Annotated in this window: 14 protein-coding genes, 1 tRNA gene and 1 pseudogene; 9 read left to right on the top strand and 7 right to left on the bottom strand. The window is 59.3% G+C overall.

Going from position 1 to position 15,646, the window contains the following annotated elements:
- Nucleotides 1–52 precede the first annotated feature (52 nt).
- Entirely contained in the window at nucleotides 53–670 is a 618-nt protein-coding gene (locus HY836_RS02520; RefSeq protein ID WP_290673248.1) for a TetR/AcrR family transcriptional regulator, read from the top strand.
- A 58-nt stretch (nucleotides 671–728) separates the two neighbouring features.
- Nucleotides 729–805, top strand: a tRNA-Ile gene (locus HY836_RS02515).
- Nucleotides 806–818: 13 nt separating this feature from the next.
- On the opposite strand, the gene HY836_RS02510 is transcribed toward HY836_RS02515, so the two are convergent.
- Genes HY836_RS02510 through HY836_RS02500 form a run of 3 tightly spaced genes read right to left on the bottom strand, consistent with a single transcriptional unit; the run spans nucleotide 819 to nucleotide 3,300 of the window.
- Nucleotides 819–1,697, bottom strand: coding sequence for a site-specific integrase (locus tag HY836_RS02510; RefSeq protein ID WP_290673246.1), 879 nt, complete (start codon nucleotides 1,695–1,697; stop codon nucleotides 819–821).
- Nucleotides 1,694–2,068, bottom strand: coding sequence for a helix-turn-helix domain-containing protein (locus HY836_RS02505; protein ID WP_290673244.1), 375 nt, complete (start codon nucleotides 2,066–2,068; stop codon nucleotides 1,694–1,696). The genes HY836_RS02510 and HY836_RS02505 overlap by 4 nt, the downstream gene beginning before the upstream one ends.
- An 11-nt stretch (nucleotides 2,069–2,079) precedes the next feature.
- Complete coding sequence (locus tag HY836_RS02500; RefSeq protein ID WP_290673242.1) at nucleotides 2,080–3,300, bottom strand: replication initiation factor domain-containing protein; 1,221 nt, start codon at nucleotides 3,298–3,300, stop codon at nucleotides 2,080–2,082.
- A gap of 433 nt (nucleotides 3,301–3,733) precedes the next feature.
- On the opposite strand from HY836_RS02500, the gene HY836_RS02495 reads away from it, so the two are divergent.
- From HY836_RS02495 to HY836_RS02485, 3 genes are all read left to right on the top strand, one after another.
- The gene (locus HY836_RS02495) at nucleotides 3,734–5,290 is read left to right on the top strand and encodes a DUF262 domain-containing protein (RefSeq protein ID WP_290673241.1); all 1,557 of its coding nucleotides are present in this window, start codon (nucleotides 3,734–3,736) and stop codon (nucleotides 5,288–5,290) included.
- Nucleotides 5,291–5,341: 51 nt separating this feature from the next.
- Nucleotides 5,342–5,782 carry a hypothetical protein gene (locus HY836_RS02490; RefSeq protein ID WP_290673239.1) on the top strand — a complete coding sequence of 147 codons (441 nt, stop codon included), beginning with the start codon at nucleotides 5,342–5,344 and terminating at the stop codon, nucleotides 5,780–5,782.
- A gap of 383 nt (nucleotides 5,783–6,165) precedes the next feature.
- Nucleotides 6,166–7,215, top strand: a complete 1,050-nt coding sequence (locus tag HY836_RS02485) for an AraC family transcriptional regulator (protein ID WP_290673237.1) — start codon at nucleotides 6,166–6,168, stop codon at nucleotides 7,213–7,215.
- Nucleotides 7,216–7,239: 24 nt separating this feature from the next.
- On the opposite strand, the gene HY836_RS02480 is transcribed toward HY836_RS02485, so the two are convergent.
- Nucleotides 7,240–8,136 (bottom strand): SDR family oxidoreductase, encoded by an 897-nt coding sequence (locus tag HY836_RS02480; RefSeq protein WP_290673235.1) that lies wholly within the window; start codon nucleotides 8,134–8,136, stop codon nucleotides 7,240–7,242.
- Nucleotides 8,137–8,262: 126 nt separating this feature from the next.
- Complete coding sequence (locus HY836_RS02475; protein ID WP_290673233.1) at nucleotides 8,263–9,504, bottom strand: hypothetical protein; 1,242 nt, start codon at nucleotides 9,502–9,504, stop codon at nucleotides 8,263–8,265.
- A gap of 101 nt (nucleotides 9,505–9,605) precedes the next feature.
- Between HY836_RS02475 and HY836_RS02470 the strand changes: the two genes are divergently transcribed.
- Nucleotides 9,606–10,172, top strand: coding sequence for a hypothetical protein (locus tag HY836_RS02470; RefSeq protein WP_290673232.1), 567 nt, complete (start codon nucleotides 9,606–9,608; stop codon nucleotides 10,170–10,172).
- Nucleotides 10,173–10,263: 91 nt separating this feature from the next.
- Here HY836_RS02470 and HY836_RS02465 read toward each other — a convergent pair whose 3' ends face one another.
- Complete coding sequence (locus HY836_RS02465; RefSeq protein ID WP_290673230.1) at nucleotides 10,264–10,710, bottom strand: hypothetical protein; 447 nt, start codon at nucleotides 10,708–10,710, stop codon at nucleotides 10,264–10,266.
- Between the two features lie 220 nt (nucleotides 10,711–10,930).
- Between HY836_RS02465 and HY836_RS02460 the strand changes: the two are divergent.
- The 3 genes and pseudogenes from HY836_RS02460 to HY836_RS02450 form a co-directional block, all read left to right on the top strand.
- Nucleotides 10,931–11,380, top strand: a pseudogene (locus tag HY836_RS02460) (winged helix-turn-helix transcriptional regulator); the annotation flags it as partial.
- A gap of 232 nt (nucleotides 11,381–11,612) precedes the next feature.
- Nucleotides 11,613–13,910, top strand: coding sequence for a molybdopterin oxidoreductase family protein (locus HY836_RS02455; protein ID WP_290673229.1), 2,298 nt, complete (start codon nucleotides 11,613–11,615; stop codon nucleotides 13,908–13,910).
- An 89-nt stretch (nucleotides 13,911–13,999) separates the two neighbouring features.
- The gene (locus HY836_RS02450; protein WP_290673228.1) at nucleotides 14,000–14,809 is read left to right on the top strand and encodes an N-acetylmuramidase domain-containing protein; all 810 of its coding nucleotides are present in this window, start codon (nucleotides 14,000–14,002) and stop codon (nucleotides 14,807–14,809) included.
- Nucleotides 14,810–14,812: 3 nt separating this feature from the next.
- On the opposite strand, the gene HY836_RS02445 is transcribed toward HY836_RS02450, so the two are convergent.
- Nucleotides 14,813–15,493, bottom strand: coding sequence for a PEP-CTERM sorting domain-containing protein (locus tag HY836_RS02445; RefSeq protein WP_290673226.1), 681 nt, complete (start codon nucleotides 15,491–15,493; stop codon nucleotides 14,813–14,815).
- Nucleotides 15,494–15,646 lie beyond the last annotated feature (153 nt).

The raw sequence follows: 15,646 nt of genomic DNA, 5'->3' as shown, positions 1-15,646 counted from the left end.
CCATGTGTACATCATGGTCTTCCCTTCAGCCTCCCGAGCCTACAATCGTGGCATGGCTCGTCTCTCATACAAAGAACAAATTCAGCGCATTCGCGAGGATGCGATCGTCGAGGCGGTCAACCGACTGTTGGCGACCAAGGGCTATGACGCCATGACGGTGGACGAAGTTGCGGCAGAAGCGGGCGTGGCCAAGGCCAGCCTATACAAGCACTTTTCGTCCAAGGAAGAGTTGGCAGGTGCAGCCATGGTGCGTGCGCTGGATCGCGCGCTGGCGTTTGTCGACGGTTTGCGTGAAAAGCCCGAAACACGCGCGATCGACCAGCTCAAGGCGGTGGCCCGCTGGGCCATGAGCAGCTTGCTGGCCGGGGAGATGCCGTCCCTCCCGTCTCGGGACTCATCGCTCACGTCATCGCTGCAAGGCAATGACGATTACACAGACCGCCTTCTGAATCTGAGCAACAAGCTGAGCATCTGGGTGACACAGGCGCAGACCCGCGGGGAACTCAACCCCGAGCTACCTGCGGAGATGGTGCTCTACACCCTGTTTGCGCGAGCGTGCGATCCCGTTGTGTCCATGCTCAAGGATTCCGGGCAGTACACGGATGCCCAGATACTGGATTGGGTCACGACCTCCACGTTTGACGGCCTGGGCCTCAAGCGCGTGCCTTGAGCGTGGTGTGTGGCGGCGACGCCCGAGCCTTGTCCTACAATGGCGGGCTTATCTCAGGGGGCCGTTAGCTCAGTTGGTTAGAGCAGAGGACTCATAATCCTTTGGTCGTTGGTTCAAGTCCAACACGGCCTACCAATAAATCAAGGACTTAGCTCATAGGGCTAGGTCCTTTCTCTTTCGGCGTAGCCGTAACGTAGCTACCGAACGCATCGAGCCGACCGGCTGCCGCCTGCAAGGTCTCCGGAGCTACGTGTGCGTAGCGCTCCACCATCGCGCCAGTTTTCCAGCCCCCGAGCCTTTGTAGCTCATGGGTTGGTGTCCCGGCCTGGCGGTGCCACGTCGCAAACGTGTGCCGCAGATCGTGCCAGCGGAAGTCTTCAATCCCCGCACGCTTCAGCGCGCCCGTCCATGCCTTGGTGTTGACGTTCGCAATGGGTTGCCCCCGAAACGTGAACACCTGCGTGGGGTGCTTACCGAGCTGGCGCGTGAGCACTGCCAATGCCATGTCATTGAGCGGTACCGAGTGAGGCTTGCCGTTTTTGTGTTGGCTGCCAGGCACCCAGGCGTGTTGCCGTTCAATGTCCACGTATTGCCATTGCATGTCCCGCACGTTCGCCTGCCTCAGCCCGGTAGCTACAGCGAAGATCGCCATGTCTGCCAGGTGGGGCGGTAGCTCTCTCAGCAGGGCTTGAAACTCCAGTGGGTTCAGTGAACGCACGCGGCCTTCAGCCTCACGAAACAGCTTGAACTTCGGGACGCGCTCCAGCCACTCCCACTCATCACAGGCGCGCTTGAGAATCGCACGCACCAATGCCAAGTAGCGGTTAGCGGTTGCAGGAGAACACATCCTCTCTCGGTCGAACTTGATCCGGTCGATCAACGTCCGGTCAATGTCTTCAAGGTACTTACCTCCTAGGTACTGATCAAGCCAACGAAGCTTTGCCTTGTCATGTTCGTGCGTGGCCTTGTGCCTCGTTTCCAAGAGCCACCGCACTACCGCTTCTTCCCAAGTGTGTTGCGGCTTCACGCCGAGCCGTTCTTGCTCCCATCGGGCGGCTTTGAGCCGGTCATGGACCTGCTGCGCTTGCCGTCGATCGGAAGTCCCAGTGCTCTGCTGTAAAGGTCGCGATTCACCCTTGATGGGCGGGAGTTTGACCCACCAGCAAGGTGAGTCTTTGCGTCTGTAAATCGACATTTGGATTTCTCCAGTGAGTCGGCTACGGACACACGCGCCAGCGATTCTGACACCAAGTGCTTGATCAGCAAATGCTCCAGAAACAGCCAGGCCTTGCCAACCTTGCATGCCGGTACTAAGCCACTACGCGCCCACTTCTGCAACGTCTTAGGGTGGACTTGCAAAAGCTGCGCAGCATCAACCAGGTTGAGTGTCCGTGCCATGACTGCACTCCTTACTGGGTTGATGGGCCCGACTTGTCGTCGGTGTGGCACATGCTGGCGAAGCTGCCCGGCAAGCTGCTATCCAGCAGTTCCGGTGACTTCACCAGGGTGTGACCAAAGGCCTCCAGGCGCGCGGGCATGCCATCCCGCCTGAGTCGCTCCACGACCTCGGCATAGTCCCCGCCATAGACGTGCATCATCAAGTTGATGAGCTTGCCAGCCTGAAGCCTGGCGTTTTCCATGGCCGATTCAAAGGTAATGGTTGCAGCGTTCGCCGTGGTGCGTATGCGCTCCTGCTCGGTCGACAGGATGTGCATGCAGGGGTAGGCCCCAGCCAGGTAGATGCCAGGCCTGGTCAGCACGTCATAGGGGATGTATCGCCGCTCAGCGCGCCACTCCACCTCAACACGCACCCAGCCGCTTTGCGGGTCGCCTTGCTGCTTGCCCTTTTCGTACACACGGCAGAACTTGCCATTGGCTCGACGGCCTACGCCAAAGGTGCGGCCCTCGGTGGCCTCATCGCCTGAGAGCCAATCGCCAAAGACGTTGTGAACCGGTTGACGCCCGCCAGCATTGAAGCCGCCAGCTTTGTATTGCTCGACAGCCCATGTGATGTCGGTGATTTCGCCTGCGAAATCATCGTGCGCCAGGTCAACACGCTTGATCGTGGCCATGCGCTGTTCAAGCCAGTGGGCCAGGCCTGCCCAGTCTTGAACTGTGGCGCAGCCTTGGCCCTGGATGCTCACGTACATGCGGCCACGTTGGCTCTTGCCACCCCAGGCGATCAAGCCAGAGCCGTTGTCCCATGATGCGGAATGCTTGAAGCCTGAGTAGCCCTTGCGCTCTTGCAGCGAGTTGATGGGCATGAACTGGCGCAGTTGATCTGACACCCACAACTCAGGCAGGTATTCCGTGGGCGGGGTGAGGGAGACAGCCAGCGCATCGACAAGCGCCAGCTTGGGCGAGGACTCAGGTCTAGAACCCATCAGGCGCACAGCTTCTGGGCCGTGCTTGCCGGACGCGTAGATCTCGACCTTTTCACCCGTATCGGGATCAATACCGTTGAGGACTTTCGGGGCGTTGTCGGTCGTGCCTCGAATCTTTCCCCCCGTAGTTACTGTACGGGGGGAGGCGCCAGCGCCGCCGCCCGGTGCGCGCTCCGCGCATCCCCGGTCGCCGTCACTACCGCCACACGCTTTGCCGCCACCAGGGCGGTCATCAAATGCGGACATGGAAACTCCTTCGCTACGACGACGAGCGGAAGGAGGTAGGCAAGAAGGGAGGCCAAACGCACCTGCCGCCCGTCAAGTTGATTGATGGGCGATGAGTGCGAAGGAGTGCTATCCGGGGGGCGCTATGGATGGTGGCAACTACGGCCTAAATGAAGCATCCCAACTGGTAGGCAGACGTGTTTTCGCTGGTGGTCACGTCTCGCGGTCAGTTTAGTTCTGGAGTTTTGATCGTGTCAACGGGGTGTGTTCGGACACTGCTTGTCTTGATGACGCGGGCGCCGATGTGGTGAGGCGCGACACCTGCCGCGGGCTAGGTCTCCAACATGGTGAGACTGTCGTTTTGACGTGGCGTAAGGCCCGCCCCGTGCCCCTGCCCGCTAGATTATGCGAAGCGCAGGTAGGATACTGCGAAGAACAACCAACTGAGAGAGTTATGGCTCAAAGAGTAACACTAGATGCAATGATTCCTAGAGAAGACTTCTCAGTTGAGGAGGAGGAGTTCGTACTAGATCTTTTCGGTGACTTTCCTATTGCTAACCTGTTGTCCGATTCTCCCATATTAAAACTATTGAGAAAGCCAGATTTTCAGCGTGAAACAAATCAATGGTCCCCGGAGCAAGTTGCAACGTTTATTGCAAGTTTTTTGGATAACGAAGTTATCCCTTCTTTAATATTGTGGAAGTCACCAACGTACATATTTGTTATTGATGGTGGCCATCGGTTAAGTGCGCTGCGGTCTTGGGTTCTTGATGACTATGGTGACGGGCCAGCGTCAGCGGCATTTTATAGAGGTGAAATTTCCGATGACCAAAAGCGTGTTGCGAAAAGAGCTCGAACACTGATTGAGCAAAAGGTCGGGCGTTATGCGAACTTGCGCGGTATCGTTGATGTAAAAAATATCGATGATCCGCAAATAAAGCGAAGGGCAAACAGGCTGGTTACTCGCGCATTAAACCTTCAGTGGATTCAAGGCAATGCCGACGTGGCGGAAACGTCATTTTTTAAGATCAACTCTCAGGGGACGCCCCTGGATGATACTGAGGAAATGTTGATCAAGAATAGGCGTAAACCGATTGCTATTGCTGCGAGAGCTATCCTTAGATCAGGTACAGGACATAAATACTGGTCTGCTTTTTCAGAAAGAAATAGAAACAAGGTTGAGAGTTTGGCTGGGAAATTCTATGAACTTTTGTTTGAGCCAGAGGCAACGCTACCATTAAAGACTCTTGATGTGCCGTTTGGCGGAGCTGTTTCGCCAGTAGACGCACTTTCTTTGCTTATTGATTTTCTGACAATCTCCGCAAGTCGTGAGCAGGTTCCAATGTCGATTGAGAGATACTCTGACGACTTGGATGGCAAAAGCACCATTGACGTACTTGTGCGCTCTTTAGAGGTCCTGAATAGAGTGACTGGCAACTCGCCTGGGAGTCTTGGGTTGCACCCTGTCATATATTTTTATAATGAACGAGGTAAGTACAATAGATTCTTGTTTTTGGGAATGATTGCGCTTATTGTTCAGGCACTAAGAAATAATGATGATGGATTTTTTAAGAAATTCACAAAATCGCGCAAGCTGTTTGAGGAGTTTTTGGTTGAGAATAAATCTCTAATTGGTTTTGTTCTGCAAAACTTAAGTAAGGCTCAGCGGGTTCCAAAGATGAAGGATTTGTTCGGTTTGCTGGTCGAGTCTGGTTCAAAAGGGGCTATGCCAACAATTGAGGAAGCAATTGGTATTCTGGGCTTGAGAGGGCGAGTGTTGAGTGTGAATTCGGCGCAGGCGTCAATTAATTTTTCTGATGATACTAAGTCGCTTGTTTTTGTTCAAAATGCATTGGGTTCTGCATTGAAGTGCAATATATGTCAGGGCTACCTGCATCCTGCTAAGTCTGTTTCTTATGATCACATCAAGAAGAAGAGTAGTGGGGGTAACGGAAGTGTTTCCAATGCGCAAATGGTACATCCATACTGCAATACTGGAATAAAGGGGTGAGATATTTTTGCAATATCTGGGGTGAGAAAAATTGACGGGTGAGATTTGTTTATGAATGAAGAAACTGAGTTTGTTCGTTTGCATGGGCCGATTAAGTTAGCTTCCGCCGAAACTGAATGCTGGAAATGCCATGCAGTAACGCCGGTGCATGCTCTGGTCGCAACCGATGTCGAGGAATTCGTAGACGGAGAGGAGCCATTCAAGTTGGAGGCAACGACCTTTGTTTATGACTTGAGTCCGGACGCCATTCCAGCGGAGGTGACTGCGGTGGTTGCGCAGACGGCAACAAACTTCAAACCAACGTTCTCAAGAATGGCTGGAGAGACAAGTTGGGGCAATGTCTGTATCCACTGTGGCGTGCTTCAGGGGGCATTCTTTCTGCACAGTGAGCCTGATGGACCGTTCTTTGGTGGTCCGAACGCGTTTTCAGGCGCTCTTACACTGGTGTCATCGGTCGGATTCGACGTAGATGGTGCCAGCTATTCACTTTGAGTCATCGCGTCAGGTGTAAATTGAAGCGGCGTAGCTGTTACGTAGCTAGGCTACGTTCCCAAGCGCGTTTTGGTGAGGCTAGGGACTCCAAGTTCTCCTCTGCGTGTGTCGCGTAGCCCTTGTTAATCGGGTTCGCAAGTGGGCTTGGAGCCGCCTCATAATCCTTTGGTCGTTGGTTCAAGTCCAACACGGCCTACCAACCCCATTCAGCACTTGGCCACCAAAGCCAGGTGCTTTTTACTTCTTGCGCCACCAAAGGCGTCAGTGGCGCACCGATGTCGCCAAATGCATCCTCCAGTCGCGACATCTCCTTGTCGTGTCGCGATGTATCGCTTCCAATCTGTCGGAATTGATTCGCCTCAAGCAATCCATCGACAGGAAGCATGGCCAACAACCCACCCGTTGACGACATCGTTCCTTTCCCTGGGCTGAATGCCTGGGTGCGCGCCGCGTCCTGGTGCCAGCTCAACATCAACCCGCTCTTGATGGAGGCTGGCCTGCATCTGGATCAGCACGGTACCCATCACATCAGCCGCAAGGGCATTGTCAATGTGATGCTGCAGTGCGTGTGCCGTACCGCGCCCTCGCATCACTTCCCTTTGCTGGTGGGCCAGTCTTTCGCGTTTGACACGGTGCCCGCGATCGAAACCTATCTGGCCACCAGTCCCACCTTGCGTGATGCGATGAAGGCCTTGCAATGGGTGTCGCAATTGTTGACCGACATCCGCCTGCATATGGAGGAAGGCCCACAAGGTACGGCTGTGGTCATCGAACTGGGCCGGCGGCCGGATGACCCGCCCAAGGCCGCAGGGTACTTTGTGGAGTTGATCCTGGCCTGCCTGGGCAAGTTCGCGCGCATGCTCATGGGCGATCAGTCCCTGGCCACACGCATTGACCTGGAGCATGACCCCGGGCCCGTGCGTGCCTTGTGCGAGATGCAGTTTGGCGCACCCATCCTGGTTCATCAGGCGCGCAATGCCGTGTGGATCCGTTCGTCGCTGCTGGACGTGCGTCTGCCCGGTGGGGTGCCTGATCTGCACAAGCAGTTGCAGCAGGTGATCGAGCAGAAGCTGCCCAGCGCGCCTGGCAAGCGTCTGACGGCGCAGATCGAATACCACTTCCGGCGCGACCCCAGGCTCATGGGGCAGGGCATCCAGAATGTGGCCGAGCTGATGAAGCTGCACCCGCGTACCTTGCAGCGCCGCCTCAAGGAGGAGGGGCAGGTGTATGGCGATATCCAGACGCGCTGCCGTTACGAGCTGGCCGTGCAACGCCTCAAAGGTGGCCAGGTCGATATCGATGCCTTGAGCGAAGAGCTGGGCTTCACCGATCGCAACAGCTTCACGCGTGCCTTCAAGCTCTGGACGGGTGTGGCGCCCAGAGCCTATCGGAAGTTGTCGTTGACGCCAGCGCCTCAGCCTGTGACGGCCTGAGCGCCGGCGTGCACCTCGCGCGCTTCAGGCGCACTGCTGCGCAAGGTCAAACACCCGGGTCTCACTGTCTTGTTCGCCAAAGCGCTCGATGCCCAGTGCACGTTCGCTGTAGTGCCACAGCTCCAGTGCCAGGCCTTCATCGCGGCTGGCTGGGCTGCCACGCTGGACGGCCTTCTTGAACCAGTATTGCCCGCTTTGATGCAGGCCGGGGGCGGTGGCCAGGTAGATCTGGGTTTCCGCGCCCTTGGCCTCCGAGATGAGTGTGGGGCCGATCAAGGCATTGAACAAGCCGGGCGTGCTGCGCCAGATCTCCGATTTGACCGGTCCGGGGTGGAAGGCGTTGACCAGCACATTGCTGTTGCGCAGCCGGTGCGCCAGTTCCCTCACGAACAGCAGGTTGGCCAGCTTCGAGCGCCCGTATGACAGGAAGGGCATGAACATCAAGGCCGTGCTGCTGGAGGGCTCACGCAGCGTGTCGAAATTGAAATCACCACCGAAGAAGTGCGCCACTGAACTGGTGACCACGATGCGGCCGTTGCGGCTGGCCTTGACCTGTGGGAGCAGATGGTGGGTCAACAGGAAGTGACCCAGATGGGTGGCCGCGAACATGAACTCATAACCGGCCGCATTGGTATGCAGCTTGGGCGTGAACAGGCCGGCGTTGAGGATCAGGGCATCGATGGGGTGGCCACGCTCCTTGATGCGCTGTGCAAAGCGGATGACATCGGGGAAGCTGGCCAGGTCCACCTGCATGAACTCGACCTGGGCGCCAGTGGTCTCGCGCTTGATCTGCTGCACCAGGGCATCGCCCTTGGCCTTGTCCCTCGCCGCGATGATGACTTCATAGCCCTGTGCGGCCAGATGCCGGACTGTTTCCTTGCCGATGCCGGCGCTGCCGCCTGTGACCAATGCTCTTTTCATCCAGGTGTCTCCTTGAGCTGTTTGACAAACGTACCCTGCAGTTTGTAACGGCATGTTCGCGCAGGCAATGGAGAATCGCGACAGAAAGAGGGACTTGGTGACAGCGCCGTTGCTGCCCCCAGGGCCTCACTGGTTGAGGTATTCCCGCTTGTACAGACGCGGCAGGAAGTAGGGCAGCATCTGGAACTCTCGCAAGGCGTGCGAGCCCAGGTCATCAAAGAAGGTGGGGTTGATGACCAGCGCCAGCGCGGTGTTGACGAAGGTGCTGGTGAGCACCACGCCGTCACCCGTGGCATTGGGGCGCCATTGGTGCGTCAGCGAGTTGTTGGGCAGGATGCTGGCCAGCAGCGTCAGGTTGGTGCTGGCATAGAAGTAGCCCGGGTCGGTCAGAGCCACGGGCGGTGGCGTGACCTTCGGGTCTGCGCCGGTGATGTTGAGCGTCAAGGCAGTCTTGCCGATGTACTCCTTGGCCTTTTGCACCGCGCCGATGTCGTACATCAGGTCGGGGCTGTTGGGCGGGATGGTCCACTCGAACGAGACATGGTCCACCGGTTGCCACAGGCGATAGCGGGCCGTGTTGCCGATGTGGTCCCACCACCAGGCCAGCATCTGTGGCTCGATGCCCTTGATCTCCTGCACGATGGTGAGCTTGACGTTGAGCTTCTTGTCCACCTGGCCGATGCTGTAGTAGCCGCGCTTCTTGAGGACGGCATTGAAGTAGCGCTCGTTGAGCGCGTCCATCAAGGTGGGCTGCAGGCCGGTCAAGGTTTTGCGCAGGTGGTTGACATAGGCCTGCGCCAGCAGGGGATCGGCCGCAGCCGTGGCCTGGATCACGAACTGGCTGTCGCCGAAGGTGCTGCCCACGGGGTTGTACTGGATCAGCACCGTGAAGGGCGGCCTGCCATCGACCGACACGCTCTGAGCCAGAAAGCTGTAGGGCTTGCTGCCCAGGTAGTTGTCGGAGGCCACGCGGCCACGCATGGTGTCGGGATCCAGGTAGCTGACATCGACCGTGTGCACGCCCAGCCCGAAGGTTGCCAGGGCGCGGTAGCTCGCACCGGCCGAGTAACCCAGGTGCTGCGGGCTGGAAGGGGCCTGCAGCCAGCAGAAGGATTTGTTCTCGCTGTTGGCCGCGGTGAGCATGGCCTGGTCGGCGTTGTCCCAGAACCAGCTGAAGGCCTCGGGGCGCACGCCCTTGACCACGAACTGTGCCGAGGCATTGATGCTTTGTGCATGGGCGGTGGTGACCGTCATGCCAGCGATCAAGCAGGCGGGTTGCAGCAGGGCGGCGCCGCCGATGGCCAGCAAGCTGGGGGCGCTCACGCCCAGAAGGCGAAGGGATCTGAACAGGCGATGAGGATGAGACACGGTGGGCTCCTTGGTTTATCTACAAATGTAGAGTTGTGCGAAATCTACATTTGTAGAGCGGGGCCCGACCAGATCGAAAACCCTGGGTAGACTGGCCTCAGATGGACAAAGACCGCAAAACCCTGATTGCCGATGCCGCTATTGCCTTGCTGGGCAGTGCAGGCGCCAAGGGCCTCACGCATCGCGCAGTGGACGCCGAGGCCGGCTTGCCGCTGGGCTCCACCTCCTTTTATTGCCGCACCCGGCACGAGTTGCTGACCCTGGCCCTGTTGCGGCACGCCGCGCTGGATCTGGCTGATCTGCAGGCCGACGCGCCCCTGATGGCCAGGCCCGACTGGGGGCTCGATGACTTCATCGACCTGCTGGTGGCGCGCGTGGCAGATTGGTTGTCGCCGGCCAAACGGGCGCGTCTGGTGGCCCGCTTCGAGTTGTTCCTGGTGGCCTCTCGTGAGCCGGAACTGGCCGACATCGTGACGCAGCAACGCCAGCGTTTTCTGGCGGCGACCGAGGCGGCGCTAAGCAAGGCTGGCGTGTCGCAGGCGGCCAGCCTCGCGCCTCGCTTGCTGGTCATCGTGGATGGGCTCTTGCTCGATCAGGTGCGCGCCAACGGGGCGGTGCTCACCGGCGAGCAGCAAAAGGCCTTGTTCAAAGCGGTGCTGAGGCCTTAACACCTCGTGGGCCACAGCTCAGCTCATGCCTCGGGTGGATTGGCAAAGCTGGGAGGAGCTCGGCGAACACCTGCCTGTGCGCAACAGGGCCTCAACGCCCGCCACCGCCCATGATGAGGTTGAACACTTCGCGGACCAGACCCAACTCTACCGGCGCGCTGCCTCGGAGCTCGCTGATGGGTTTGAACACAGCTTCATGAGCGGCCAGGGCCGATGCGGGCGCTTCGAAGGTAGTGAAGCGCAGCAGATGAACCCGCACGGGACCATCCTCGGTCTGCACCCACTGGTTGAAGTCGTCCACGTAGACCAGTTCATCCGGATTCAAGCCGTATTGGGCGATAGCAGCCTGTTTGACCAGATCGGCGCCATACGCTGGGTCAGCCTGCTCCAACGCTGCCATGCTGTGTGCGTCGGCAGGAAGCGGCCCAGGCAACAGCAAACTTCTGTCTGGCCAGCGCGCAAACACCAGGGCCGTGCTGTAGCTGTCGAAGTGGCAAAGAATGACTTTGTTCTTGGCGAAGGGAGTCTCTGAGGTCATCGGCGGCCCGATCAAGGTGTGGATGAGTTGGCGAAGGGCGCCGACACTGATACACGCCATCAGTCCAGCCTGTCCATGCTACGGCGCCATGCCTGTGCCGTCCTGCGCCCCACAAGTGCCCGACTGAATCGCATGAGTTACCTCCACCGCTTGACTGGCGCAGCGGACAGTGCGACCGGTACACTTGTTTCATGCCCAACTGGAATCTGATCAACTAGCCATGAAATGGAATGACGTCAGCGATATGCCGTGCTCGGTGGCGCGCACCTTGTCCGTCATCGGTGACCGCTGGACGATGCTCATCCTGCGCAATGCCTTCATGCGCATGCGCCGCTTTGATGATTTCCAGTCCAGCCTGGGCATGACAAGGCACCTGCTGGCCAGCCGGCTCAAGCGCCTGGTGGAAGAGGGCATCTTTGAGCGCATGCCTTATCAGCAGGCCCCTGTGCGGCATGAATACGTGCTCACGGACAAGGGCAAGGCCCTGCATCCGGTGCTGATGGCGCTGGCCAACTGGGGTGATGACTGGATGGACAAGGGCATGGGCCCACCTCTGCTGTACCAACACCGTACATGCGGCCATGTCATGCGCCCGGTGATGGTGTGTTCCGAATGTCACGAGCCCTTGACGGCCAACCAGGTCACGCCGCTGCCGGGCCCCGGGCTGACGGCCACGATCGGCGACTTGGCCAGCGACAACACCCGAACGCCTGCCAAGCCCCTGCGCAAGAAGACGAGCGCTGCAGCCGAGTCGCCCAAGGCGGCCAAACCTCGACAGCGCACGCGCACGGTCTGAGCCCCAGGTGAGCCGGGCTGCCTTGTCCTGCCTTGATACACATTAGTTCCTTTTTGGAACCTATAATGCCGCCGAGTAACGCTGGGCATCACCGAAGGGGCGCGCCATGACAGACACGAACACCGAGTGGAAGAAAACCGCCTGCATCCTGTGCAGCATCAACTGCGGGCTGGAAGTGCAAGCCGGCGGCGAGGGCGGCCGGCACATCATCAAGATCCGGGGCGATGATGATCACCCGGTCTCGCGGGGTTATATCTGCGAGAAGTCGCAGCGCATGGACTTCTATCAGAACGGCGCGGACCGCCTGACCTCGCCCATGCGCCGCAAGCCTGATGGCAGCTATGAGGCCATCAACTGGGACACAGCCATCAGCGAGATCGCCCGCAAGTTCAAGGACATCAAGACCAGGCACGGCGGCGAGAGCATCCTCTACTACGGTGGTGGCGGCCAGGGCAATCACCTCGGCGGTGCCTATGCCGACAGCTTCCTGAAGGCCGTGGGCAACCAGTACCGTTCCAACGCGCTGGCGCAGGAAAAGACGGGCGAGTTCTGGGTGCAGGGCAAGATGCTGGGCACGGGCGTGCATGGTGACTTCGAGCACTGCGAGGTGGCGGTCTTCATCGGCAAAAACCCCTGGCATTCGCACGGCTTCGCGCGGGCCCGCGTGGTGCTCAAGGAGATCCAGAAGGATCCGAACCGCAAGATGATCGTGATCGACCCACGGCGCAGCGAAACCGCTGCGATGGCCGATTACCACGTGGCCATCAAGCCTGGCACCGATGCCTGGTGCCTGGCGGCCTTGCTGGGCATCATCGCGCAGGAGGGCCTGTGGGCGAAGGACTGGGTCGCGCAGCACACGGGTGGGCTGGATGCCGTCTTGCCTGGTTTGATGGCCATCGACGTGGCGCAGCACGCCAAGGTCTGTGGGGTGGACGAGGTGCTTCTGCGAGACGTGGCGCGCTGCATCGCCAAGGCAAAGAGCGTGTCGATCCTGGAAGACCTCGGCCTGCAGATGAACGTGCACTCCACCCTGGGGAGCTACTTGCAACGCCTGATCTGGGTGCTCACGGGCCACTATGGCCGCGCAGGTACCAGCAATGCCCCGGTGCCTTTGCTGTCCTTGTCGAAGGCGAGCAAGGGTGAGTCATCGGTGGGGGCGAATTCGGCCAAGCGCGTGGAGCGGCGCAGCCCAGTGGCCAATGCCAAGATCATCATCGGCCTGATCCCCTGCAATGTGATCCCCGAAGAGATACTGACCGATCACCCCAAGCGTTACCGCGCCATGCTGATTCAGAGCGGCAACCCGGTGCACTCGCTGGCAGACAGCCAACGCATGCGTGAAGCCTTGCGTGCCTTGGAGGTGTCCGTTGTGGTAGACGTTGCCATGACGGAAACGGCGCGCCAGGCGGATTACGTGTTGCCTGCCAGCAGCCAGTTCGAAAAGGCCGAGGCCACGTTCTTCAACCTGGAGTTCCCGCGCAACGTCTTTCACCTTCGCCAGCCTTTGTTCGAGCCCCTGCCTGGCACCTTGCCCGAGGCCGAGATCTATGCGCGCCTGGTTGAGGCCATGGGTGAGCTGGGTGAGAAGGATTACGCCCCCTTGCGCCGTGCCTTGAAGCTGGGCCGCACCGCCTTTGCCTTGACCTTCCTGGCGCAAAGCCTGCGCAAGCCCAAGGTGATGAAGTACGCCGCGGTGATCTTGTACCGCTCCTTGGGCGAGCAACTGCCCAAAGGCATGGCTTCGGCTGCCGCCTTGTGGGGCGTGGCGCAGTTGTACATCCAGGGCAACCGCAAGGTGGCGGCCAAGGCGGGCTTTGGCGGTTTCCCGATCTTTGCGGCAGAGCGCTTGTTCCAGGCCTTGCTCAAGGGCCGATCAGGCGTGGTCTACGCGGAGGCCGATCATGAAGACAGCTGGCTGGCTGTGGGGCACCCCGGGCATCGCATCAACCTGCATATCCCTGAGTTGCTGCCGGAGTTGGACAAGCTCAAGCACGAGCAGCCGAAACAGGATCCGGATTACCCCTTCATCCTGGCCGCAGGCGAGCGCCGGGCCGAGACCAGCAACACCGCCGTGCGTGATACCGCCTGGCACAAGCGCGGCTCGTACGGCACCTTGCGCATCAACCCGCAGGATGCGCAAACCATTGGCTGCCACGATGGCGATGTGGTGCGCCTGAGCACACGCCGCGCGACGGTCGAGGTGCCTGTCGAGCTCACCGACATGATGCAGCCTGGCAACATCTCCTTGCCCAACGGCCTGGGCCTGGACTACCAGCAACGTGATGGCCAGGTGGTTCGCAAGGGCGTGGCCCCCAACGAGTTGACCGACTGTACGCAACGCGACTTCCTGGCGGGCACGCCGTGGCACAAGTACGTGCCAGCGAGGGTGTCACTGCTTGTTTGATTGCGCGGCGTCATCCCGCCTGTCATCAAAGGTTCTAGACTGGTCGGAGATCATTCAATGACCAGACTGGTTCGCATGGAGGATGACGTATGCAATTTGCTGCCAAGGGCATTCCACTGAGTCGCCAGGGGCTCGCCGCCGCGCTGGATGTGCTGCATCTCGGCGCTGGTGAGGCCGCCGCCTTGTGGTGTGTGTTCGAGGTTGAGACGTCCGGCGTGACGCAGGGGTTCGGCTTTCGGCCGGATCGGCGCCCGGAGATCCTGTTCGAGCGCCACAAGTTTCGCGAGTTCACGGCCGGGCGCTTCAACAAGTCTCATCCCGATCTGTCGGGCAGCCAGGGCGGCTATGGCACGCTGGCCAGTCAGTACGACAAGCTGGAGCGTGCCCTCAAGCTGAGCCAGGATGCGGGCCTGGGCGAAGAGCCCGCCCTCAAGTCTGCGTCTTGGGGCATTGGTCAGGTCATGGGCTTCAATCACCAGGCCGCAGGTTATGCCTCTGCCCGGCAGATGGTGGAGGCCATGGTGCAGGATGAAGATGCACAGGTCATGGCCGTTGCACGCTTCATGGTGAGCAGAGGGCTCGACAAGGCTTTGCGCAACAAGGACTGGGCGCGCTTTGCCCGGCTTTACAACGGCGCGACGTTTGCGAAGAACCAATACGACATCAAGCTGCAGGTACAGTACGCGCGCTTTGCGGGTGGTTCGTTGCCCGATCTGGAAATGCGTGCAGCGCAGGCGGCCCTGCTGTTGCTGGGCCACGCGCCAGGCAAGATCGATGGCATCCTGGGCCGGAGAACCCGTGATGCCCTGCGTGCGTTCCAGTTGAGCGCAGGTTTGCCCGCCTCCGGCGAACTCAACAGCGACACTTACGCGGCGCTGTGGCGCAAAGCGTTTGGCTGATGATCAGCCTTGACGGCGGCGGCGCAGCAGCGTGGCCGTCATCAACAAGCCCCCCAGCGTCAAGGCCAGGCTCTCGGGCTCCGGCACGGCCGTGGTCTGCCCGAAGGTCACGTTGTCCAGGGCAAAGGCGAAGCCGCGGGTGTCTTTCGTGTTGCCAATCGTCACGCTGTCAATGGCCGAGCCCGAGAAGCCGAAGAAGCGCATCTCCGTGGTTGAGGTCATGAACGTCTGTGTGGTGTGATCGGTGAAGCTCAGTGTCACTTGCTGGCTGCCACCCAGGTAGTTGGTGTCAAAGCCAAATGAATTCACGGGCTGATCGAACTTCACGGTCAGTTGGCGGCCAGCATAGGTGCCGTAGAACCCGTCCAGAAAGCCACCAGAGAAGCCACCACCTGTGTCAATGTTCAGGAAATAGCTGTCACCAACAGGAGTGGAGTAGGTGGCACCGGCTTGGATGTCGCCAGCGTGAATCGGCTCGCCATAGGCGGGCACCAGTTCCGTGGTGCTGTTGAGCACGCCCGTTGAAATCGGGAAGCTGTAACCATCGCCGAAGGTTTCGACCGTGAAGGGGCCAACCAGCGCAGCCTCGAATGCGGCGCGATCATGGGTCAGCGTGGCATTGCCTGCATGAACATTGGTTGTGCCGAGTGCGACGAGCGCAGAAACAAGAGGCAAAAGTTTCATGATGAGATCCACCTTTTTTAATAATTGAGGGGCGGAGTCTCGTTCATTCAACTGGTCCGGTCATTCCCCTGATTGAGCGGAGAATGTTCCGTTTGACGGTATTCATATGCCGTAGTTGACGCACTCAGGCAACTATGCCGGAGCACGACAGCA

Source organism: Aquabacterium sp. (assembly GCF_016234775.1).
Taxonomy (GTDB): Bacteria; Pseudomonadota; Gammaproteobacteria; order Burkholderiales; family Burkholderiaceae_C; genus Aquabacterium.
Note: the sequence above shows the minus strand (reverse complement) of the source record. Positions and strands in the feature narration are given on the sequence as shown.

Bases quoted from the DNA above. Each gene is read 5' to 3' on its own strand.
- HY836_RS02520 (WP_290673248.1), top strand. From the start codon at position 53: ATGGCTCGTCTCTCATACAAAGAACAAATTCAGCGCATTCGCGAGGAT.
- HY836_RS02505 (WP_290673244.1), bottom strand. From the start codon at position 2,068: ATGGCACGGACACTCAACCTGGTTGATGCTGCGCAGCTTTTGCAAGTC.
- HY836_RS02500 (WP_290673242.1), bottom strand. From the start codon at position 3,300: ATGTCCGCATTTGATGACCGCCCTGGTGGCGGCAAAGCGTGTGGCGGT.
- HY836_RS02495 (WP_290673241.1), top strand. From the start codon at position 3,734: ATGGCTCAAAGAGTAACACTAGATGCAATGATTCCTAGAGAAGACTTC.
- HY836_RS02490 (WP_290673239.1), top strand. From the start codon at position 5,342: ATGAATGAAGAAACTGAGTTTGTTCGTTTGCATGGGCCGATTAAGTTA.
- HY836_RS02485 (WP_290673237.1), top strand. From the start codon at position 6,166: ATGGCCAACAACCCACCCGTTGACGACATCGTTCCTTTCCCTGGGCTG.
- HY836_RS02480 (WP_290673235.1), bottom strand. From the start codon at position 8,136: ATGAAAAGAGCATTGGTCACAGGCGGCAGCGCCGGCATCGGCAAGGAA.
- HY836_RS02470 (WP_290673232.1), top strand. From the start codon at position 9,606: ATGGACAAAGACCGCAAAACCCTGATTGCCGATGCCGCTATTGCCTTG.
- HY836_RS02465 (WP_290673230.1), bottom strand. From the start codon at position 10,710: ATGACCTCAGAGACTCCCTTCGCCAAGAACAAAGTCATTCTTTGCCAC.
- HY836_RS02455 (WP_290673229.1), top strand. From the start codon at position 11,613: ATGACAGACACGAACACCGAGTGGAAGAAAACCGCCTGCATCCTGTGC.
- HY836_RS02450 (WP_290673228.1), top strand. From the start codon at position 14,000: ATGCAATTTGCTGCCAAGGGCATTCCACTGAGTCGCCAGGGGCTCGCC.
- HY836_RS02445 (WP_290673226.1), bottom strand. From the start codon at position 15,493: ATGAAACTTTTGCCTCTTGTTTCTGCGCTCGTCGCACTCGGCACAACC.